This window comes from Stappia stellulata, from assembly GCF_020176715.1.
Classification (GTDB): Bacteria; Pseudomonadota; Alphaproteobacteria; order Rhizobiales; family Stappiaceae; genus Stappia.
The window spans coordinates 76764-96803 of record NZ_JAIVMF010000004.1; the positions used below are offsets into that span (position 1 = coordinate 76764).

The 20040-nt window shown below is 64.9% G+C and carries 20 protein-coding genes; 13 read left to right on the forward strand and 7 right to left on the reverse strand.

Annotation, left to right across the window (positions count from 1 at the left end):
* Positions 1-9 precede the first annotated feature (9 nt).
* The 3 genes from LC092_RS06775 to LC092_RS06785 form a co-directional block, all read right to left on the reverse strand.
* A complete protein-coding gene (locus LC092_RS06775; protein ID WP_224805691.1) occupies positions 10-1704 on the reverse strand; it encodes an ABC transporter permease subunit in 1695 nt (564 codons plus the stop codon).
* A complete protein-coding gene (locus tag LC092_RS06780) occupies positions 1701-2735 on the reverse strand; it encodes an ABC transporter ATP-binding protein (RefSeq protein WP_224805692.1) in 1035 nt (344 codons plus the stop codon). Before LC092_RS06780 ends, LC092_RS06775 begins: the two co-directional genes overlap by 4 nt.
* Positions 2736-2916: 181 nt before the next feature.
* Entirely contained in the window at positions 2917-3918 is a 1002-nt protein-coding gene (locus tag LC092_RS06785; protein ID WP_224805693.1) for an ABC transporter substrate-binding protein, read from the reverse strand.
* Between the two features lie 202 nt (positions 3919-4120).
* Between LC092_RS06785 and LC092_RS06790 the strand changes: the two genes are divergently transcribed.
* Positions 4121-4894, forward strand: a complete 774-nt coding sequence (locus tag LC092_RS06790) for a DeoR/GlpR family DNA-binding transcription regulator (protein WP_224805694.1) — start codon at positions 4121-4123, stop codon at positions 4892-4894.
* An 85-nt stretch (positions 4895-4979) separates the two neighbouring features.
* Here LC092_RS06790 and hisD read toward each other — a convergent pair whose 3' ends face one another.
* Positions 4980-6296, reverse strand: a complete 1317-nt coding sequence (gene hisD / locus LC092_RS06795) for a histidinol dehydrogenase (protein WP_224805695.1) — start codon at positions 6294-6296, stop codon at positions 4980-4982.
* A 164-nt stretch (positions 6297-6460) separates the two neighbouring features.
* Entirely contained in the window at positions 6461-7006 is a 546-nt protein-coding gene (locus LC092_RS21265; RefSeq protein ID WP_224805696.1) for a cupin domain-containing protein, read from the reverse strand.
* 349 nt (positions 7007-7355) lie between these two features.
* Here LC092_RS21265 and LC092_RS06805 point away from each other — a divergent pair, with 349 nt between their 5' ends.
* Both LC092_RS06805 and LC092_RS06810 read left to right on the forward strand, forming a co-directional pair.
* Entirely contained in the window at positions 7356-8414 is a 1059-nt protein-coding gene (locus LC092_RS06805) for a TRAP transporter substrate-binding protein (protein ID WP_224805697.1), read from the forward strand.
* A gap of 218 nt (positions 8415-8632) precedes the next feature.
* A complete protein-coding gene (locus LC092_RS06810; RefSeq protein WP_224805698.1) occupies positions 8633-9106 on the forward strand; it encodes a TRAP transporter small permease in 474 nt (157 codons plus the stop codon).
* Here LC092_RS06810 and LC092_RS21345 read toward each other — a convergent pair.
* Positions 9066-9173 carry a hypothetical protein gene (locus tag LC092_RS21345; protein WP_412103533.1) on the reverse strand — a complete coding sequence of 36 codons (108 nt, stop codon included), beginning with the start codon at positions 9171-9173 and terminating at the stop codon, positions 9066-9068. The two genes, LC092_RS06810 and LC092_RS21345, sit on opposite strands and share 41 nt — an antisense overlap.
* On the opposite strand from LC092_RS21345, the gene LC092_RS06815 reads away from it, so the two are divergent.
* From LC092_RS06815 to hpaI, 9 genes are all read left to right on the forward strand, one after another.
* Complete coding sequence (locus LC092_RS06815; RefSeq protein ID WP_412103539.1) at positions 9133-10401, forward strand: TRAP transporter large permease; 1269 nt, start codon at positions 9133-9135, stop codon at positions 10399-10401. The two genes, LC092_RS21345 and LC092_RS06815, sit on opposite strands and share 41 nt — an antisense overlap.
* Before the next feature lie 472 nt (positions 10402-10873).
* Positions 10874-11767 (forward strand): methylisocitrate lyase, encoded by an 894-nt coding sequence (gene prpB / locus LC092_RS06820; RefSeq protein ID WP_224805700.1) that lies wholly within the window; start codon positions 10874-10876, stop codon positions 11765-11767.
* Between the two features lie 25 nt (positions 11768-11792).
* Positions 11793-12764, forward strand: coding sequence for a Bug family tripartite tricarboxylate transporter substrate binding protein (locus LC092_RS06825; protein ID WP_224805701.1), 972 nt, complete (start codon positions 11793-11795; stop codon positions 12762-12764).
* Positions 12765-12832: 68 nt separating this feature from the next.
* The gene (locus LC092_RS06830) at positions 12833-13219 is read left to right on the forward strand and encodes a 5-carboxymethyl-2-hydroxymuconate Delta-isomerase (RefSeq protein ID WP_224805702.1); all 387 of its coding nucleotides are present in this window, start codon (positions 12833-12835) and stop codon (positions 13217-13219) included.
* Positions 13220-13245: 26 nt separating this feature from the next.
* Positions 13246-13686 (forward strand): tripartite tricarboxylate transporter TctB family protein, encoded by a 441-nt coding sequence (locus tag LC092_RS06835; protein ID WP_224805703.1) that lies wholly within the window; start codon positions 13246-13248, stop codon positions 13684-13686.
* Between the two features lie 2 nt (positions 13687-13688).
* Complete coding sequence (locus LC092_RS06840) at positions 13689-15179, forward strand: tripartite tricarboxylate transporter permease (protein ID WP_224805704.1); 1491 nt, start codon at positions 13689-13691, stop codon at positions 15177-15179.
* A gap of 82 nt (positions 15180-15261) precedes the next feature.
* Entirely contained in the window at positions 15262-16137 is an 876-nt protein-coding gene (locus LC092_RS06845; RefSeq protein WP_224805705.1) for a fumarylacetoacetate hydrolase family protein, read from the forward strand.
* Positions 16137-16940, forward strand: a complete 804-nt coding sequence (hpaH, locus tag LC092_RS06850) for a 2-oxo-hept-4-ene-1,7-dioate hydratase (RefSeq protein ID WP_224805706.1) — start codon at positions 16137-16139, stop codon at positions 16938-16940. The genes LC092_RS06845 and hpaH overlap by 1 nt, the downstream gene beginning before the upstream one ends.
* A gap of 11 nt (positions 16941-16951) precedes the next feature.
* Positions 16952-17755, forward strand: coding sequence for a 4-hydroxy-2-oxoheptanedioate aldolase (gene hpaI / locus LC092_RS06855; RefSeq protein ID WP_224805707.1), 804 nt, complete (start codon positions 16952-16954; stop codon positions 17753-17755).
* 206 nt (positions 17756-17961) lie between these two features.
* Here hpaI and LC092_RS06860 read toward each other — a convergent pair whose 3' ends face one another.
* Positions 17962-18735 (reverse strand): IclR family transcriptional regulator, encoded by a 774-nt coding sequence (locus LC092_RS06860; protein WP_224805708.1) that lies wholly within the window; start codon positions 18733-18735, stop codon positions 17962-17964.
* A gap of 326 nt (positions 18736-19061) precedes the next feature.
* Between LC092_RS06860 and LC092_RS06865 the strand changes: the two genes are divergently transcribed.
* The gene (locus tag LC092_RS06865; RefSeq protein ID WP_318245909.1) at positions 19062-20033 is read left to right on the forward strand and encodes an NAD(P)H-binding protein; all 972 of its coding nucleotides are present in this window, start codon (positions 19062-19064) and stop codon (positions 20031-20033) included.
* Positions 20034-20040 lie beyond the last annotated feature (7 nt).

Genomic DNA, 20040 nt, shown 5'->3' on the forward strand with positions numbered 1-20040 from the left:
AATGCGGACCTAGCGGATGAGCGTGACCGATTTCGCGCCGGCAAGCCACAGCACCAGCCGTACGATCAGGAGACAGGCGATCACGATTGCCATGATGCACATGGAAAAGGCCGCGGCCTGGTTGACGGCGCCGCGATCGGCGAGCTGAAGCACGGAGACGGCGGCGACCTGCGTTTCCGGCGTGATCAGGAAGATCACCGCCGATAGCGACACCATGGCGCGCATGAAGAAGAACACGCCCACGCCCAGAAGTGTGGGCCACAACAGCGGCAGGGTCACCTTGAAGAACGTCCTCACCACGCCGCCGCCGAGCATCGTCGAGGCTTCGTCGAAGGAGCTGCTGATCTGCTTGAGGCTGGTGGAGGCGATCAGGAACGCCTGGGCGTGGTTGTAATAGACATAGAGGAAGATGATCAGCGCCAGCGTGCCGTACATCATGTTGAGCGGGTTGGCCGGGTTGTTGAAGGCGAGCACATAGCCAAGCCCGAGCACCATGCCGGGGATCGAGCTCGGCAGGATCGCCAGGAAGGACAGCGGCCCGCTGAGCGGTGTCCGGAACTTCTGCACGACAATCGCCGAAACGGTGGCGATGGTGACGCCGAGACCGGCGGTCGCCAGCGCGACATAGACGGAATTCCACAAGGGCTCCGTGCCGTTCTGCACGTCGAAGGCATAATGCTTGAGCGAAAAGGCCATGTTGTAGGGCCACAGTTTCACGAAGCTTGCGGTCGCGACAATGCCGGGGATGGCCAGGAAGACGATCATGACCGCATAGCAGTAGCCGCTTAGGACGAGGTCGCGCATGCGGTTCGCGCGGGTCGTCAGCGGGACGGACTTGTCGGTCATTTGCGCCTGCTGGCGGCTCGAAATGCGCTTTTCCAGCAGCTTGGAGACGATGGCCGGCGCCAGCAGCACGACGCCGATCACCGCACCGAGCGCGAACTGCCCCTGTCCGATCACCTTGTTGTAGATCTCGGTCGCCAGCACGCTGAAGTTTCCGCCGATGACGATGGCGTTGCCGAAGTCCGTCACCGACAGGGAGAAGGTGACGAAGACCGCGGCCGCGATGCCGTAGCGGGTGGCCGGCAGCGTGACCGTGCGAAAGATCCGCCCGGGACGCGCGCCGAGCATCGTGGCGCTTTCGTAGACGCGGGCATCGGCAACTGCGAGCGCGGCCGACAGGATCAGGAAGGCATAGGGAAACGTGTAGAGCGTGTTGGCGAGCGCAACGCCCCAGAAGCCGTAGATGTCGAGATCGAAGCCGAGAAATCGGTTGAAGGCGCCGTTGCGCCCCAGAAGCAGCAGCAGGCCCTGCGCCTGCACCAGCGAGGGCGCGAACAGCGGCATCATCACCACAATGCGCAGGAGCGGCTTCAGCGGAACGTTCGAGCGCTGCAGCGCATAGGCGTAGAGATAGGCCAGGCCGACGGCGAGCGTGGAGGAGAGCAGGGACACCGTCAGCGAATTGACCAGAAGGTCCCAGAAACGCGGGTCCGCGAAGGTCGCGGTGAAATTGCCAAGGCCCGGTCCGGCTTGCGTGTCGAGGCTGCGCAACAGGATCGCCGCGACGGGCATGACGAGAAAGACCAGCATCAGGCCGGCCATGATCGCGGACAGGAGCAGGGCGATGCCCCGGTCGCTGGTCAGGGCCGGCAGGGAGCGTCTTTCGCCGCGTCGCGCCGCCGTTCGTGCCGCGCCGCTCATGCCAGGTCCTTCAGGTCGCCGGCGGCAATGCCGAGGCGCAGTTTCCGGCCGGGCTCCAGGCCGTCGGCCGGGCCATGGGCCTCGAAGACCACCGGCTGGTCGGGGGCGGCCTCGAGACGGGCGTGCAGCACCGTCATGTTGCCGAGGAAGGTCGCCTTCTCGATGGTCGCCGCAAAGACGTTGTCGGCCTCTTGTCCGTCGTCAAGGACCTTGATCGCCTCGGGCCGGACGCCGAGCGTGCTGCTTTCCAGCGGCTGCGAGGTGCGCAGGCGCACGGTGCCGAGATGCGGGTCGGTTTGCGGGTCTTGAACCGTGAAGGTGTTGATCGAGCCGATGAATTCGGCGACGAAGCGGGTGCGCGGACGGTCGTAAAGCGCACGTGCGCTGCCGGCCTGTTCGACCTTGCCGCCGTTGAGGACGACGATCTGGTCGGCCATCTCGAGCGCTTCGTTCTGGTCGTGGGTCACCATGATCGTGGTGATGCCGAGCCGCTGCTGGATCGCGCGGATTTCCTGGCGCAATTCCTCGCGCACCTTGGCATCAAGCGCCGACAGCGGCTCGTCGAGCAGGAGCAGCGAGGGGTGGGGCGCAAGGGCGCGGGCGATGGCGATGCGCTGCTGCTGTCCGCCCGACATCTGGGCCGGAAGCTTGTCGCGCTGGTCGTCCAGATGGACGAGGTCCAGCATCTCGGCGACGCGGCGGCGCGTGTCCGGCTTCGACCATCTGCGGCACTCGAGACCATAGGCGACGTTCTGGGCGGCGGTCAGATTGGGAAACAGCGAATAGGACTGGAAGACGACGCCGAAATTGCGGTCGCGGGCAGGGGTGCGGGAGAGGTCCGCATCGCCGAGCAGGATCTGGCCGGCGTCCGCTTCCTCCAGGCCGGCGATCACCCGCAGCAGCGTGGTCTTGCCGCAGCCGGACGGGCCGAGGAAGCAGGTCAGGCTGCCCTCCGGCACATCGAGCGAGACGTCGGAAAGCGCGGTGGTCGAGCCGAAATTCTTGGTCAGGCCGGTGACACGAATGTCCATCTTGGTCCTCAGGCTTTCAGGCACCGCCGGGGCGGCCCGCGCGTTGTCACATTGTCGCCGGGCGCCCGGAAGCGGGCAGGCAAGGCGGCATCCGCCGAAAGGGCGGATGCCGGATCGTCTTGGCAGGCGGTCCGGCCGGACGGGACCGGACCGCCGAGCGGGCTTGCAGGTTATGCCGGCCTCAGCGCTCGAATTTTTCCTGCCAGGTCGCGATGATGTCCTTGCGATCCTCGGCGGCGGCCTTGAAGTCGGTCGGATGCAGCACGCTGTTGGTGTCCTGCGGCAGGCCGGCATCGAGGAAGCGCTGCGGCATGGTTCCGCCCGGAATGGTCACGATGGCCTTCCACTCGAGGTAGGCATCGGCGGCCGTCTTGGTGACGGTCCAGTCGAGGAAGCGCTTGGCGGCCTCCTTGTTGTTCGACGTGGCGACCAGCGCATTGGCCTCCAGTTCGTTTCCGGAGCCTTCGGCCGGGGTCACCATCGAGATCGGATAGCCTTCCTCGATGTTCTTGATGGCGCGCATGTCATAGGAGGCGCCGACCGCGAATTCGCCCGCCGATGCGGCATGGCACGGCTTGGAGCCGGACTTGATGTATTGGGCGACGTTCTTGTCGAGCTTTTCCAGGAAGGCCCAGCCCTCGTCCTCGCCCATCATCTGTAGTAGCGAACTGACCTGGATGTAGCCGGTGCCGGAGCTTGCCGGGTTCGGCATCACGATCTCGCCCTTGTACTTCGGGTCGAGGAGATCCTTCCAGGAGGTCGGCTTTTCCAGGCCGAGCTTTTCCAGCCGCTCGTCGTTGACGCAGAAGGCGGCCATGTAGCCGGTGACGGCGAACCACTTGTCGTCCGCCGCGCGGAACTCCTTCGGCACGGCGTCGATGCCCTTCGGGCGGTAGGCCTCGAGCGTTTCCTCGATCTGCGGCGTCACGATGGTCGAGGCGGCGAAGCCCCAGATCACGTCGTGCTGCGGATTGGCCTTCTCGGCGATGATGCGCGCGGCAAGCTCGCCCGTCGACAGGCGCAACATGTTCACCTCGAGGTCGGGCATGTCCTTTTTGGCCAACTCGAGGAACCTGGCGGCTTCGTCCTCCTCATAGGAGGTGTAAACCGTGATCTCGTCCGCTGCGGCCGGCACCGAAAGGAGCAGGGCGACGAGGGCGGTGATGCAGAGTTTCGAATCCATCCGTGATGATCCTCGTTTTGGGGGTGGGCGATGCGCTCTCTCAAGCTGCCTCAGGAAAACCATATTGTAATCCAATTTACAATATTATGTTAGAAAAATTACATTTTACCGCTATTCCGTCTTCGATTGTGGCTTCGCCGCGGGCGCGGCGCTAAGAACCGGAGGCGGCCCATTGGCGACGGATGGCCGGAGTGGAGGCAGGGTGATCGAGATTCCGAAGAAGCAAAAGCGCCAGCAGCGCCTCGTCGAGCGCATCGAGGCACAGGGATACGCGACATTGGCGGATCTGGCGAGAGAGCTCGCTGTTTCGGAACAGACCGTGCGGCGGGACATTTCGGAACTGGACGCCGCCGGAAAAGTTCGCCGTGCCCACGGCGGGGCCGCGATCCAGGGCAATATCGACCGCTCGGTCTATGCGCAGCGTCGCCGGCAGCGCGCGGCGGAAAAGCAGCTGATTGCGCGGCAGGTCGCGGATCTGGTGGAGGACGGGTCGTCCGTCTTTCTCGACACCGGCACCACCTGCGAGGCGATCGCCTCGGCGCTGACGGCACGTCGGCACCTCAAGGTCGTGACCTACAGCCTTCGCTCGGCCCTGCGGTTCAGCGAGAGGGACGACTTCGTGGTTGCCGTTCCGGCGGGCTTCGTTCGCCATGTCGATGGCGCGGTGGTCGGCGGACAGGACACAGGGTTTCTGGACCAGTTCCTGTTCGACTACGCCATCCTGTCGGTGAGCGGCATGGATGCCGCCGGCAATATCTGCGACGACGACCAGTTCGAGGTGCGCTTCGCCAGCATGGCGATGCAACGCGCCAAGACGATCCTGCTGGCGCTCGATTCAAGCAAGTTCGGCAAGGGCGGGCTGGTGCGCCTGTGCCATGTCGGCGCCGTGGACTATGTGATCAGCGACACCGCGCCGGAGGCCGCGATCGCGGAGATGCTGGCCGCCCATGACGTGAAGCTTGTCACCTGCGAATAAACTGCGTCCGCGCCGTGGGAGCGTGACGCCGGACGGGAGTGCTCCCGCCCGGCGATGTCGCTGGGAGCCTGCGTTGGGCTCCGGCTCAGTTCGTCGGGATGCGGGAGCCGAGGCCGGCAAGGACCAGACGGTGGTCGGCCGCGCGGGCATGGGCTTCCATGCCCTCGTAAAGGCTCTGGCGCACGGCATGCGGAGCGACTTCGGCCACGGCCGTCTGGCTCAGGCGCTGATGGGTGCAGACCTTCACGAAGGCGCCGACCCACAGCCCGCCGGTGTAGCGGCCGGCACCGGCCGTCGGCAGCGTGTGGTTCGTGCCGCAGCACTTGTCGGAATAGACCACGGAGGCGTTGGGTCCGATGAAGAGCGAGCCGTAGTTGCGCAGCTTCGCGGCAACGGCGTCCATGTCCGCGGTGATGACCTCCAGGTGCTCCGGTGCGACCAGATCGGAATAGGCGATCATCGCGTCGACGTCGTTGCACAGAACGATCTCGCCGAACCGCTCCCAGGCTTCCGCGGCAACGGCGCTGGTCTTCAGCTCGCCCAGAATGCGCGCGACTTCCTTTTCGACTGCCTCTGCAAGATCGCGGCTCGTCGTGATCAGGCCGACGCGGGCGCGCACGTCATGTTCGGCCTGCGCGAGAAGGTCGATGGCAACCATTTCGGCGGAGGCGGTCTCGTCGGCGATGACGAAGACCTCGCTCGGGCCGGCGAGCTGGTCGATGCCGACCGGACCGAAGACCTGGCGCTTTGCTTCGTTCACATAGGCGTTGCCCGGGCCGACGATCTTGTCGACGCGCGGAACGCTCTCGGTGCCATAGGCCATGGCGGCGATGGCCTGCGCGCCGCCGATGCGGAAGATCCGGTCCGCGCCGGACAGGTGGCAGCCGGCGATCATCGCTTCATGGGCGCTCGGCGGAAGACAGGCGATGACCTCGTCGCAGCCGGCGACCTTGGCGGGAACGATGGTCATGATCGGGGCCGACATCAGCGGATAGCGGCCGCCGGGTACATAGGCGCCGATGCGCTGGATCGGGATGACGCGATGGCCGAGCGTCAGCCCGGGCAGGGTCTCGACCTCGAGCGGCAGCATGGTGGCGAGCTGCTTTTCGGCGAAGTTGCGCACCTGCGCGATGGCAAACAGCGTGTCCTCGCGCATGGCCGGGTCGAGATTGTCGACCGCCTTGCGGATTTTCTCGGCGGAGACCTCGACGGCGTCGACGTCGACCTTGTCGAACTTGGCGCTGTAGGCGCGCACGGCGGCGTCGCCGTCCTTGCGGACATCGGCGAGGATCTGTTTGACCGTGCCCTCGATGGCGTCGTTTTCGGCCAGGATGCTTTCCTGGGGTTTGCGGAAATAGGCGGCACCCAGGATGGACGTCGCGCGCTCGTCGTGGTTGGACATGGAGCACCCTTTTTGAATGGACAATGTCCAAGCGCTTAGGGCCGCACGACCGAGGGTGTCAATTATCTCGGATAGTTGGTGAATATTCTCACCAAATTCCGATCCTCCGCCCACTGGACGGCCAGCAGGGCGTTGCCTGCGCAAGGCGCCCGGGCGGGCCGGCGTCAGTATGTCGGGGGCGTGATCGCACTCACGATTTCCGCCGGCTCGTCGCCGACGTTTCGAAACCGGTGTTCCTCTCGGCTGTCGAAGTAATAGGCATCGCCCGGCCCCAGGACCTGCGTCTTGGTTCCGGCACGGACCTCGATCCGCCCCGAGACGATGTAGCCGGCTTCCTGGCCTTCATGCGACAGCTGGCCGCCGGTATCCGCGCCGATCTGGTAGGTTTCCTTCAGGAACTGAAGGGTCCGGTTCGGGTGGTTCATGCCGATCAACTTGTAGGAAATTCCACGGACATTTCCGATCTCGGGCAGCTCGTCCGCCCGGTAGAACGGGCTGTGGCTGCCCAGTTGCACGCCGTGCAGGAAGCCGACGAGGGTGCTGCCCAGGGCGTCGAGGATCGCTTGCAGCGTATTGAGGGACGGGCTGACTTTCTCGCGCTCGATGAGCGAGATCGTCGAATGCGACACGCCCGAACGCAGCGACAGCTCGCGGATCGTCAGTTGCCGCCGACGTCTCAGATCCCTGATCTTGTTTCCGATCCTGGCCACATTCCGCCTCCGCCGTTTGACCCGGCCTGTTAATCACGATTTGCAAGCAGGCACCAGAGCGACACCCTCTCAGCTTGTGTTTCGGCGGGCGATACCACCGAGGCTGGTTGCCGGTGTTGAGTATTGTAGACACCCGCCGCAGACCACCTGTCTGGCCGCTGTTCGACCTGCTAGCAGTGGTCGCGTAGCCGGTGTGCCGACGGGGAGGTCGGTCTCGAACAACGGGGCTTTTGGATCTTTTGTGCATCGCGTTGCGCAGGTCCCGACGCACTGGCGAGGCCGCAAACGTGCGGCCGCGAAACTTTCGGAAGTCCGACAGGGGTTCCGACGACAGGGAGCAATTTCCATCATGATGTTCGCAGGATCTATCCAGGCTTTGAAGCCGATGAAAATGGTGACGAAGGGCGCGCTTGCCCTGGCGTGCTCCGTGGCGCTCAGCTTCGGTGCGGCCGCGCAGTCGGTATCGCTCCAGATCGGAACCATCGAGTCGCCGAGCGGTGCGAACTCGCACGGCTGGCAGGCCTTCGAGCAGTATGTCGAAGCTGCGTCCGCCGGCGACATCTCCGTCGAGCTGTTTCACTCCGGTCAGCTTGGCGACACCGAGAAGCTGCTGGAAGGCGCAAAGCTCGGCATCAACAAGATGGTTCAGGGCGACGAGACGCTGACCGGCGCCTACGACCCGATGCTTGCATGGTTCACGCCCTACCTCTTCTCCGACGAATTCGTCATGAAGGAGTTCTTCGAGAGCGCGACCTTTGCCGAGCTCAACGAGATCATGGCCCGTGATCTTGGTGTGCGCGTGCTCGCGGCCGCCCCTTACGGCTTCTACAATTTCATCAACAAGACGCGCCCCATCGACAAGCTGGAAGACCTCGACGGCCTGAAGCTCCGCACCCTGCCGAGCAGCCAGCTCACCATCAAGGCCTGGGAAGCGCTGGGCGCATCCGCGACGCCGGTGTCCTGGGGCGAGATCTACACGTCGATCAGCACCGGCGTTATCGACGGCCTGGGCCATACGCTCGGCATCATGGTCGACCAGAAGTACTATGAGGTCGCCAAGAACGTGACGCTCGACAACAGCATCGGCGTGGTCAATTTCTACCTCATCAACGAGCGCTTCTGGCAGTCGCTCAGCGAAGAGCAGCGCAAGGTTCTGAAGCGCGGCGCCGAAATCGGTGCGGCGGCCGAGTTCGGCATCGCCAGCTATCGCAACCGGGTCGATGCGCTGCAGGTGCTGGCCGACAACGGTGTCAACGTCCGCCCGATCAGTGAGGCCGAACGCGCCCGGCTGCGCGATGCGGCCCAGGCCGCGGTCGTTCCCTGGATGAAGGAAATGATCGGCGCCGAGGTGGTGGAGAAGGTCTTCGCCGAGGTCGAGGCGATCGAGCAGCGTCTTTACGCCAACTGAGCAAAGGGCCTTCAGGCCCAGGGGCGCCGGATCCCGTCCGGCGCCCTTCTCTTTCGCGCGCGCCAAACCCGGCCGTTTCGCGATTGCGGGGCCTCGGGCTTCGCGCTAGAGCGGCCACAGTTCCGACGGGACGTGCGTCAGGCGCGGTGCAGGCAGGAAGGGCGGTTCCGGTCCCGGCCCGTCCCGCGGGATCCATCATCGAAAGGCAGGTACCGGTCATGACGCGTTTGCTGGCCCTGATCGATCGCTCGATCCAATTGTTCATCGCGGCCTGCATCGGCACGATCATGGTCGTCATCTCGCTGCAGGTGGTCATGCGCGTGACCGTGGGCGCACTGCCCTGGCCGGAGGAGCTGAGCGTCATCCTCATGCTCTGGGGATTGTTGCTGGCGGCCGCCTATACGCTGAACGAGCGCGGTCATGTCGGCATCCAGATCTTCGTCGACATGCTCGGTCCGCGCCGGGGCGCGATCATCAGCGCGCTGATGCATCTCGCCATCATCGTGTTCTGCGCCGCTGTCATCTGGGGTGCCTATGACAAGGTCGCGTCGGTCTGGAACCTGAAGACTGGGTCGCTGCGTATCTCGCGCGCCGTGCCGCAACTCGCCATTCCGGTCAGCGCCGGGGCCTTCATTCTCGTCTGCCTGCGTCTCATCGCCGAAGACATCGCGATCTGGAGGCGCCCGTCATGATCCTCATCGTTCTTCTTGCAAGTTTCCTGGTGTTCCTGCTGTTGGGGATGCCCGTGGCTTTCGCCATTGGGGCCGCCAGCCTTGCCGCCATCGTCGTCAGCGGCGAAAGCCTCGTTCTGCTGCCCCACTTCATGTACATCGGCATGGAATCCTACGTGCTGGTCTCCGTGCCGCTGTTCGTCCTTGCCGGCGAATTGATGCTGCGCGGCGGAATGACCCGCTCGCTGACGGATTTCGCCGACATGCTGGTCGGCCGCCTGCGTGGCGGCATGGGGCATACCAATATCGCCGGCAGCGTGTTCTTCGCCGGGATCACGGGATCCGCCTCCGCCGACACGACGGCGCTTGGATCCGTGCTGATCCCGGCCATGGCCGAGAAGGGCTACGACCGCGCCTATGCGACGGCCGTCACGATTGCCTCTTCCGTCATTGGTCCGATCATCCCGCCGAGCCTGACTTTCGTCATCTATGCGATGGCCGTCGGCGGCGACGTCTCCATCGGGCAGCTCTTCGTTGCAGGAATCGTCCCGGGCATCCTCGTGGCACTGGCCCTGATGGGCATGAATTCCTGGATCAGCCGCAAGCGGGGCTACGAGAAGCGCAGCAAGCGGTTCACCTGGCCGGAGATCTGGCACATCACCGTTCGCAGTCTTGTTGTTCTGGTCATGCCGGCGATCATCGTGCTTGGCGTGCTCAGCGGCGATTTCACGGCGACGGAAGCCGCAGCGGTCGCCTCCGTCTATGCGCTCGGCGTGTGTCTTCTGTTCACCCGCACGTTGAGCCTCACGGACCTGCCGTCGATCTTCTTCGATTCCGCCAAGGTCAGCTCGATCATGATCCTGCTGCTTGCGACCAGCAGCATCCTGTCCTACGTGCTGACCACCCAGGGCGTGCCGCGTTACCTCGCCGAGTTCTTCAACGCGGTCACCGACAACAAGTATGTGTTCCTGTTGCTTTTGAACGTGATCCTGCTGGCCATCGGAACCGTTCTCGACCTCTTCCCGGCGATCATCATCTTCGGACCGATCTTCGCCCAGATTGCCGAGGGATACGGGGTCGACCCCGTCCATTTCGCCGTTGTTTTCTGCGTCAATCTGCTGCTGGGGCTGAACACGCCGCCGGTCGGCTCCGGGCTCTTCATCGGCGCGGCCGTCGGGCGGGTGAAGCTTGAGGCGCTGATCCGGGAAGTGCGGCCCTTCATCCTGATGGAGTTCGTCGTGCTGCTGGTTCTCACCTATGTACCGGCGCTGACCACGGACCTTCCCGCCGTGCTGATGTCCTTTTTCCCCGGCTGAATGCCACGGGCGATGGTTTCGCGACCGCCCGTGACCTGAACTTCTGCGCATCGCTCAACGACTGCCGCAGGAATCGCCCGCGGCCGGACCGCACCGGCGTCCTGCCGACGCCATGGCCACGCCCGCCATGCACCCCGGCGGATGCCCGCGATCCGCGCGGCGCCGGGCGAGCCGACCGAGACCCACCGGCCGCGCCGGCGCAACGTCGTTTCTTCGAAAAAACCCCGGAAATACCGGACCTTATCGGCGTCATCCTACGCCGGCGGGCGCGGCAAATTGCGCGTCGATGTCCGCGTGGGCGCCAATGGTCGCGACCATATTATGGTCATTTGCAGTGACACTCTCTCCATGGTTTCGCGATGTGATGAATTTGATCTGTGGTTGCTTGACAGGCGAATAAAACAAAATATGGTCATATACACTGAATACGAGACAAAGTGACCATATTATGGTCATTACGAAAGGATTACGAATGACCGCATCGCAGCTTTCCGCCGGAGCGAAGTTCCGCAAGGCGCTGGCCGAAGAGAACCCCTTGCAGGTGATGGGCTCCATCAACGCCTATACCGCGATGATGGCCGAGCGCACCGGCTACAAGGCGCTGTATCTCGCCGGCGCCGGCGTCGCCAACGCCTCCTACGGCCTGCCGGACCTCGGCATCACCACCATGACCGACGTCCTGACCGATCTGCGCCGCGTCACGGATGCGACGAGCCTACCGGTTCTGGTCGATGTCGACACCGGTTTCGGCGGTGCCTTCTCGATCGCCCGCCTGGTGCGCGGCCTGATCAAGGACGGTGCCGGCGCCATGCACATGGAAGACCAGGTCTCGCTCAAGCGCTGCGGCCATCGCCCGGGCAAGGAAATCGTGTCCAAGCAGGAAATGGTGGATCGCATCAAGGCGGCTGTTGATGCGAAGACCGATTCGGACTTCTTCATTGTCGCACGGACCGATGCGCTTGCGATCGAAGGGCTCGACGGGGCGATCGACCGGGCCTGCGCCTATGTGGAAGCCGGCGCAGACATGATCTTCGCGGAGGCTTGCACCGAGCTGTCGCAGTACAAGGCATTCGTCGATGCGCTCGACACGCCCTATCCGGTGCTGGCCAACATCACCGAGTTCTCCAAGACGCCGAATTTCACGCTTGAGGAGCTGCGTGGCGTCGGCGTTTCGGCCGCGCTCTATCCGCTGTCCGCGGCGCGCGCGATGAATGCGGCCGCTCTCAAGGTCTACAAGCACATCCGCAAGGAAGGCTCGGCCAAGGGCATCCTCGACATCATGCAGGACCGCGAGGAGCTCTATGACTACCTGAACTACCACAGCTACGAGAGGAAGATCGACGAACTGTTCAAGACGCAAAAGTAAACACGAGACGTCTAGGGAGAGAGAGATGTTTACCAAACGAGCAATTCTTGCAGGTTTCGCCAGCGTCTTCGCGCTGGCGGCCCTTCCGGCAGCGCAGGCCGCCGACGACTTTCCGGCAGAACCGATCCGCCTAATCGTGCCCTATTCCCCAGGAGGGGGAACGGACGTCACGGCGCGGATCGTCGCCGAGGCGGTGTCCGAAACCATCGGTCAGCCGGTGGTGGTGGAAAACCGTCCCGGCGCGTCGGGCACGGTCGGTACCCTGCTTGCCGCGCGCGAGAAGGCGGACGGATACACGCTGTTGTTCGGCATCCAGGCGACGATGGCGCTCAATCCGTCCCTGTTCAAGGCGGCCACCTACAAGCCGAAGGAGGACTTCGACGGCGTCGCGCTGATCTCGGAATCGCCCTATGTGATCACGGTTCCGGGTGCCTCCGACATCAACACCTACGAGGAGTTTGCCAAGGCGGCGACCGATCGTATGACGATGGCGAATGGCGGCAGCGCCGCGCTGCTTGCGTCCCGGCTGCTCGCCCGGGACGCGGATCTGAAGTTCTCCAACATCCCGTATTCCGGTTCGGGTGCTGCGATCTCCGACATTCTGGCCGGGCGCGTCGATGCGCTCATCAGCAGCCCGGTGTCGGTGCTTCCGCACATCGAAAGCGGTGCGCTGAAGCCGATCCTGGCGACCAGTGCGGACCGTTATCATGCGCTGCCGCAGACCCCGACCGCGGATGAACTGGGCTTTGAGAGCTTCAAGGTCGTCGGCTGGTACAGCATCGTCGCTCCCAAGGGCGTTCCCCAGGATCGTCTCGAGAAACTGAATGCGGCCTTCAACAAGGCGGTCGCCGATCCCAAGACCAGCCAGCGCCTGTCCGAGATCGGCGTGACGCCGTCCGGCCTGGCGCTCGGCCGGCAGGCCGTCACCGACTACATCGCCAAGGAATACGACCTGTGGACGGCGGAAATCGCCGACGCCGGTCTGGAAGCGAAGTAGGTCCAGGCCCGAAAACAGGGCGGAGGCCGACTGCGCCTCCGCCCCTTTCGAACAGAAATGGAGCAGTCATGCCGCACGCATGGATCGAATATTCAAAGAACATCGCCGACGACGCGGAGGTTCAGGGCTTCGGCAGATGCGTCCATGACGCAATGATGGAAACCGGCATCTTTCCGCTGGCCGGCGTCCGGATCCGCATCAACCGGATCGACGATTGCATCGTGGCGGACGGAAAGCCGGAGAACGCCTTCGTGCATCTTGCCATCCGCATCGGCGAAGGGCGTGACATGGAGACGAAGCAGGCGGCGGCCGACCTGATCTTCGAGCGCATCGCGGAGCATCTCAAACCGCTCGCCGACCGCACTCCGCTGGCGGTCGCCTTCGAGATGCAGGAGATCCCCGGACCGTTCAGCTACAAGATGAACAATCTGCACCGGCATCTCGCCGCCAAATAAGGCCGCCGCGGCGGTTGGGAGGACACATGAAGACCTTGAGGGACGCAGGTGGAGGCCTGCTGATCGCAACCATTGGCCTGCTCTTCCTGCTGGGAGCCGGGGACATGGCGCTTGGCGATCTGCGCAACATGGGGCCGGGCATGCTCCCGACCGCGCTGAGCGTCGTCGCCATCGGTGCCGGACTGGCGATCGCGGTGATCGAGGTCCTGCGCGGTTCGGGCGGCGCCATCGGCTTCGATTTCCGGGCGCTGGTCTGCGTCGCCGTGGCCATCGCGCTCTATGCGGTGATGCTGGAGGCGGCCGGTGTGGTCCTCACCACGATTGTTGCGGTCTTCGTGCTGGCCCTTGCCCGGCCGCAGCTGCGCGCGGCCGAAACGCTGGTGGTCGGCATCGCCCTGTCGGTGTTCGCCTGGGCCGTCTTCGTCAAGGGGCTCGGCATGCCCCTGTCCTTCCTGCCGGATTTTTGATCATGACCGATTTCCTCTCCGGTTTCGCGACGGCGCTTCAGCCGGTCAACCTGCTCTATTGTTTCGCTGGGGTCATCCTCGGCAATATCGTCGGCGTGCTGCCGGGCATCGGGGCGATTGCCGCGATCTCCATCCTGCTGCCGCTGACCTTCAGCCTCGATCCGACGACGGCCGTGATCATGCTGGCCGGCGTCTACTACGGCGCGGAATACGGCGGGTCGATCGCCTCCATCCTATTGAACCTGCCCGGCACGGCCTCCAATGCCATCACCACGCTCGACGGCTATCCGCTGGCACGGCGCGGAGAGGCCGGCCTTGCCCTGCTGACCGCGCAGATCTCCTCGTTTTCCGGCGGAACGCTCGGCATCGTCGCGATGGTGGTGTTCTCGCCGCTGATCGTCAGCTTCTCGCTCTCCTTCGGACCGGCGGAGTATTTCGCGACCCTGCTGCTCGGGCTTGTGGCGGGCGCCTCGGCGATTGGCGCGGGACCCTTGAAGGGCATCGCGATGGTCGCGGTCGGCATGCTGTTCGGCACCGTCGGTCTCGATCTCAACAGCGGTTATGCCCGCTTCGACCTCGGCATCCCCAATCTGCTCGACGGCTTGAGCATCGTGGCGGTCGCCATGGGACTGTTCGGCATTCCCGAGGTGATCGCCAACATCAGCGCCTCGCAATCCCAGGAAAAGCCCATCGCGGTCAACGCCCGGGCGATGTATTCCGCCTTCCGGCGGCTTGGCACCATCGTTCCCTCCGTCCTGCGCGGCGCGTCGGTCGGCGGCCTCCTCGGTCCGCTTCCGGGGGCCGGTCCGACGATCTCCTCCTTCCTCGCCTATTCGCTGGAGCGCTCGACCACCCGCAATCCGGAAGAATTCGGAACCGGACGGATCAATGGCGTCGCCGCGCCCGAGGCCGCCAACAACGCCGCCGCGCAGACCGCCTTCATCCCGACGATGACGCTCGGCATTCCGGGAACGCCGACGATGGCGATCATTCTCGGCGCCTTGATGATCCACGGCATTTCGCCGGGGCCGCAGCTGGTCGTCGATCACCCGGACCTCTTCTGGGGGCTGGTGGCGAGTTTCTGGATCGGCAACGTCTTCCTCCTGATGCTGAACATTCCGCTGATCGGCGTCTGGGCCAGGCTCGTCGCGGTTCCCCGGCGGTTCTTCTTTCCGGTGATCGTCGCGCTTGTCTGCATCGGGGTGTTCGGCGTGTCGAATTCCACCTTCGACATCTGGATGGTGCTCCTGATGGGCGTGCTCGGCTATGTGCTGCGCTGCTTCGGCTTTCCCCCGGCGCCCTTGCTGATCGGCTTCGTGCTGGGGCCGATGGTGGAGGAATACCTGCGCCGCGCGCTGATGATCTCGGCCGGGGACTACAGCTATCTGTTCAGCTCGACGACGAGCATCGTCATCCACTGCCTGACGGCCGGCCTGTTGCTCTGGTCGATCCTGCGCGGCTTCCGCAAGAAAGCGCCGCAGCCCGCCGGCTGAGGGTTTTCCTTCCCAAACTCCGCCGAGCCGGCGCCTGCGCGCGCCGGAACGGCACCCCCTTGCAAAAAATCGGAGACGAGACATGTCTGACTACGGTCGCCTTGCAACCTTCACGGCGGATGGCAAAACACGCTTCGGTCTGGTCACCGACGCCGGCGTCGTCGACCTGACGGCCTCCGGGCGGGGCGCCTGGGCCGACCTGCAGCAGGTGGTCTGCGACGGCGACCTGCGCCGCGCCGTGGATGCGGCCGCCGGCCAGCCGGTCGACTTCGCCCTGTCGGAAATCCGCTACGAAATCCCGATCCAAGCGCCGCAGAAGATCATCTGCGTCGGCGTGAACTATCCCGACCGAAACGCGGAGTACAAGGACGACAAGGCCGCTCCGCCCAATCCTTCGCTTTTCATCCGCTTCCCCGGGTCCTTCACCGGTCACGGCCAGCCGCTGGTGCGTCCGCGCGAGTCCGAGCAGCTCGACTACGAGGGCGAGATCGCGCTGGTGATCGGCAAGGCCGGACGCCGGATCGCGGAAGCCGACGCGCTGTCGCATATCGCCGCCGTCACGCTCTGCAACGAAGGCACGATCCGCGACTGGGTGCGTCACGCCAAGTTCAACGTCACCCAGGGCAAGAATTTCGACGCATCGGGGGGCATGGGGCCGTGGATCGTTCCCTTCGTCGACGAGGCGCAAATCGCCGATATCGCCCTGTCGACACGGGTCAACGGCGAGCTGCGCCAGCAAGATCGCACCGGCCGCATGATCTTCAGCTTCCGCAAGCTGCTCAACTACATCTCCACCTTCACCACCCTGCAGCCCGGCGATGTCATCGTCACCGGCACGCCGACGGGGGCGGGTGCGCGCTTCAATCCGCCGATCTGGCTGAAGCCCGGGGACGAGATCGTGGTCGAGGCCGAAGGCATCGGCCAGCTGCGCAATGGCGTCGTGGCGGAGGAGGCGTGATGCTTGCCGAAACCGATATCGCGGCACTCGCCGGCGAACTGGATGCGGCGGAACGCTCCCGCATCCAGATCCCGCTGATTTCCGGCCGCTTTCCCGACGCCGACATGGGTGATGCCTATCGCATTCAGGAGCGCTGGGTGTCGCTCAAGGAAGCGGCCGGGCGCCGGCGGATCGGCTGGAAGATCGGCCTGACGTCGCGCGCCATGCAGGCGGCACTCCAGATCGACACGCCCGATTCCGGGATCCTGTTCGACGACATGGCATTTCAGGACGGCGACACGATTCCCGAGGATCGCTTCATCCAGCCGCGCATCGAGGCGGAGATCGCCTTCGTGCTCAAGGCGCCGCTGCAGGGCGCGACCGTCGGCATCACCGATGTGCTGAACGCCACGGACTACATTCTTCCGGCGCTGGAGATCCTGGACACCCGCGTGCAGCGGAAGGACCCCGAGACCGGACAGATGCGCAACGTCATCGACACCATCGCCGACAATGCCGCCAACGCCGGCATCGTCACCGGCGGTCGGCCGATGCGTCCGCTCGACATGGACATGCGCTGGATCGGCGCCTGCGTGTCGCGCAACGGCGTTGTCGAGGAAACCGGCCTCGGTGCCGGCGTCCTCAACCATCCGGCCATGGGGATCGTCTGGCTGGTCCGGCGTCTCGATACGCTCGGCATGGGGCTGGAGGCCGGCGAGGTGGTCTTGTCGGGCTCCTTCATCCGCCCGGTGGAAACCGCGCATGGCGACACGATCACCGCCGATTTCGGCGCGGCCGGAACTGTCAGTATCTATTTTCGTTGAGGGAGGTCGCGATGCCGGCTCCAAGAAATCCGTTCAAGGCCCGTCTCATCGCGGGCGACCCGCAGATCGGCCTGTGGATGGGTCTTGCCAACGCCTATACGGCGGAGATCTGTGCGGGGGCCGGCTTCGACTGGCTGGTGATCGACGGCGAACATGCGCCCAACGACCTGCAGCGCATGGTCGGTCAGCTTCAGGCGCTCTCCGCCCATCCGGTCGCGCCGGTGGTGCGTGCGCCGATCGGCGAGACCTGGATCCTGAAGCAGTTGCTCGATATCGGTGCCCAGACCGTTCTGGTGCCGATGGTGGAGAGTGCGGAACAGGCGACGGAGCTGGTGCAGGCGGTGCGCTATCCGCCGCACGGCAAGCGCGGCGTCGGTGCCGCACTCGCCCGCAGCTCCGCCTTCAACCGGATCGGCGATTATCTCACCACGGCGGACGCGGAAATCTGCCTCATCGTCCAGGTGGAATCGCAAAAGGCGCTTAAGGCCCTGCCGGAGATTGCCGCCGTCGAGGGGGTGGACGCGGTCTTCATCGGCCCGGCCGACCTTGCCGCCGACATGGGCTATCTCGGCAATCCCGGTGCCCCGGCCGTCAAGCAGGCCGTGCGCGATGCCATTGTCGCCATCAGGGCCTGCGGCAAGCCGGCGGGCCTTCTCACCGCCGATCAGGCGTTTGCACGCGAGTGCCTGTCGCTTGGGGCAAGCTTCGTGGCGGTCGGCACGGATGTGACGCTGTTTTCCTCCGCGACCTCGGCGCTCGCAAAGGCGTTTTCCGACCGTCCGGCGGAGCAGGGCGGACCGTCGGGCGGATATTGAGCGAATGAGGGGCGGTAAGATGAGCAATGCGGCTGCCGTTCGGGAACGGCTTGCGGATCCCGGAGTGTTGGAAACCCGGGCCTTGATTGGCGGTGCGTGGGTCGAGACGGAGCGCTTGGTCGATGTCGCGAACCTGGCGAACAACGGGATGGTCGCTTGACCGCGGGGTCGGCGGAAGAGCGCTCGCCCGGCCGGGGGTACGCTGTTCAGCCGGTGTGTTGGGGACGCAGCCGGCTCAGCTTTTCCCGGATGGTGGCGACTTCCTCGCCGAGCGCTGCGACCACGCACTCCAGATGCTCGCCCTGCATCCGGTCGCGGATGGTGGAGACGCTGAGCGAGGCGAACGGCTTGCCCGTGCTGTCGTGCAGGGCCATGGCGATGGTCCTCGTTCCCAGTCCCGAGACATCGCGCGCCACATAGCCGCGCCCGCGCGCCTCGTCGACCAGACGCGCCGCGACCTCCGTGTCGCCGCCGAGCGCGGCGATGCGCTCGGCATTGCGCTGCAGCAGGGCCTCGGCCTCGGCCGGATCCATCTCCGACAGGACGGCAATGCCGCCGGCGCCGATGCCGATCGGCCGTTGCACGCCGACATCCAGGATGAAGGCCTTGACCGGAAAGCTGCCGGACTCGCGCGCGATGCAGACGATGTCGTCCGACACCACCCGGTTGAGAAAGACCGTGTCGCCGGTGTCCTCGACCAGCCGGTTGAGGCTCGGCTGGTAGATTTCGCGAAAATCGAAGGACGGCAGCACCAGCAGCGCCAGCTCGTAGACCTTGGGCCCGAGGAAATAGAGCTTGTTCGAGGCGTCCTGCTCGACGAAGCCATGTTCCGCCAGCGCCATCAGCAACCGCCTCGCCGTCGGCCGGGTCAATTGGGTGGCCGCAAGAAGATCGGCGAAGGCGACCCCGTCCCGGCTGTTCTTCGAGACGATGTCGAGAAGCCCTACCGCCCGGTCGAAGCTCTGGGTGCCTTCGGCCATGTGATTGCTTTCTCTCTCTTGGTCCCGGCGCCGGCAGGACCGCAGGCAAAATGCCCCGGATGACAAGTGTTTCTTACACGATTCTCGCTAGTTACGTCTTCCTGCAATTGCAGAAAATCGACGCTTCGCGGCGCAATCCGCCCCCTGCGGCGGGGCCGTTTCAAGCGTCGGCCAACCGGTCTTGGGGCGCGCGTCTGCAATCGACCCCCTCCCCATCGGGCGTCCGTTTCGTCTAAACTCCGATGCATGACAGACCCCGGGGGCTCATGAGCGATCCATCGCCAGTTGCGTCACGACCCGCGCCGACGGCCGCGCCGCGTGTCCTGTTGCTCGGCGCGACGGGCACCATCGGGCGGGCGACGGCGCGGGCGCTGGTTGAGAGCGGGGCCGAGGTGGTGTGTCCGGTGCGACCGCGGCCCGGTCGCGATACGGCCGCCGCTGCGGCCGATCTCGAAGCGGCGCTCGGCGGGGCCAGGGTGCGGTTCGCCAGCGTGACCGACCGGGAATTGCTCGTCCGCGACGGGCTTTGCGGCGAGCGCTTTGATGCGGTGGTCTCCTGTCTTGCCTCGCGCAGTGGCGCGCCGAGGGATGCCTGGGCCGTCGACCACCGGGCAAATCTCATTGCGCTGGAGGCGGCGCGGGAGGTAGGCGCCAAGGTGTTCGTTCTGCTGTCGGCGATCTGCGTGCAGAAGCCGCTGCTGGCGTTCCAGCAGGCGAAACTTGCGTTCGAAACGGAGCTGATGGCCTCCGGTCTCACCTATGCGATCGTCCGGCCGACGGCCTTCTTCAAGTCGCTGTCGGGTCAGATCGAGAGGGTGAGGCAGGGAAAGCCGTTTCTGGTCTTCGGCGACGGCGAACTGACGGCTTGCAAGCCGATCAGCGACGACGACCTCGGGCGCTTCATCGCCGCCTGCGTCTTTGACGAGAGCCGTCACAACCAGGTGCTGCCGATTGGCGGTCCGGGCCCCGCGATCACGCCGAAACAGCAGGGCGAGGCGCTGTTTCGCCTGCTCGGGCGAAGCCCGAAGTTCAAGTACGTCCCGGTCGCCCTGCTGGACGGGATCATCGGCGGGCTCGCGCTTGCCGGGCGTCTCAGCCCGAAGCTTGCCGAAAAGGCCGAACTTGCGCGGATCGGCCGCTACTACGCGACCCAGTCCATGCTGGTCCTCGATCCGGCGACCGGAAGATATGATGCGGATGCAACACCCTCGACCGGCAGCGACACGCTGTTTGCCTATTACGAGCGGGTGTTGACCGGCAAGGCCACCGTGGAGCGGGGCGCGCATTCGGTTTTTTGAACCGCCA

What these genes read in the sequence shown, in the direction of transcription:
- LC092_RS06775 (WP_224805691.1), bottom strand. Translation starts at nt 1,704, where the DNA reads ATGAGCGGCGCGGCACGAACGGCGGCGCGACGCGGCGAAAGACGCTCC.
- LC092_RS06780 (WP_224805692.1), bottom strand. Translation starts at nt 2,735, where the DNA reads ATGGACATTCGTGTCACCGGCCTGACCAAGAATTTCGGCTCGACCACC.
- LC092_RS06785 (WP_224805693.1), bottom strand. Translation starts at nt 3,918, where the DNA reads ATGGATTCGAAACTCTGCATCACCGCCCTCGTCGCCCTGCTCCTTTCG.
- hisD (WP_224805695.1), bottom strand. Translation starts at nt 6,296, where the DNA reads ATGTCCAACCACGACGAGCGCGCGACGTCCATCCTGGGTGCCGCCTAT.
- LC092_RS06805 (WP_224805697.1), top strand. Translation starts at nt 7,356, where the DNA reads ATGATGTTCGCAGGATCTATCCAGGCTTTGAAGCCGATGAAAATGGTG.
- LC092_RS06810 (WP_224805698.1), top strand. Translation starts at nt 8,633, where the DNA reads ATGACGCGTTTGCTGGCCCTGATCGATCGCTCGATCCAATTGTTCATC.
- LC092_RS21345 (WP_412103533.1), bottom strand. Translation starts at nt 9,173, where the DNA reads ATGGCGAAAGCCACGGGCATCCCCAACAGCAGGAACACCAGGAAACTT.
- prpB (WP_224805700.1), top strand. Translation starts at nt 10,874, where the DNA reads ATGACCGCATCGCAGCTTTCCGCCGGAGCGAAGTTCCGCAAGGCGCTG.
- LC092_RS06825 (WP_224805701.1), top strand. Translation starts at nt 11,793, where the DNA reads ATGTTTACCAAACGAGCAATTCTTGCAGGTTTCGCCAGCGTCTTCGCG.
- LC092_RS06830 (WP_224805702.1), top strand. Translation starts at nt 12,833, where the DNA reads ATGCCGCACGCATGGATCGAATATTCAAAGAACATCGCCGACGACGCG.
- LC092_RS06835 (WP_224805703.1), top strand. Translation starts at nt 13,246, where the DNA reads ATGAAGACCTTGAGGGACGCAGGTGGAGGCCTGCTGATCGCAACCATT.
- LC092_RS06840 (WP_224805704.1), top strand. Translation starts at nt 13,689, where the DNA reads ATGACCGATTTCCTCTCCGGTTTCGCGACGGCGCTTCAGCCGGTCAAC.
- LC092_RS06845 (WP_224805705.1), top strand. Translation starts at nt 15,262, where the DNA reads ATGTCTGACTACGGTCGCCTTGCAACCTTCACGGCGGATGGCAAAACA.
- hpaH (WP_224805706.1), top strand. Translation starts at nt 16,137, where the DNA reads ATGCTTGCCGAAACCGATATCGCGGCACTCGCCGGCGAACTGGATGCG.
- hpaI (WP_224805707.1), top strand. Translation starts at nt 16,952, where the DNA reads ATGCCGGCTCCAAGAAATCCGTTCAAGGCCCGTCTCATCGCGGGCGAC.
- LC092_RS06860 (WP_224805708.1), bottom strand. Translation starts at nt 18,735, where the DNA reads ATGGCCGAAGGCACCCAGAGCTTCGACCGGGCGGTAGGGCTTCTCGAC.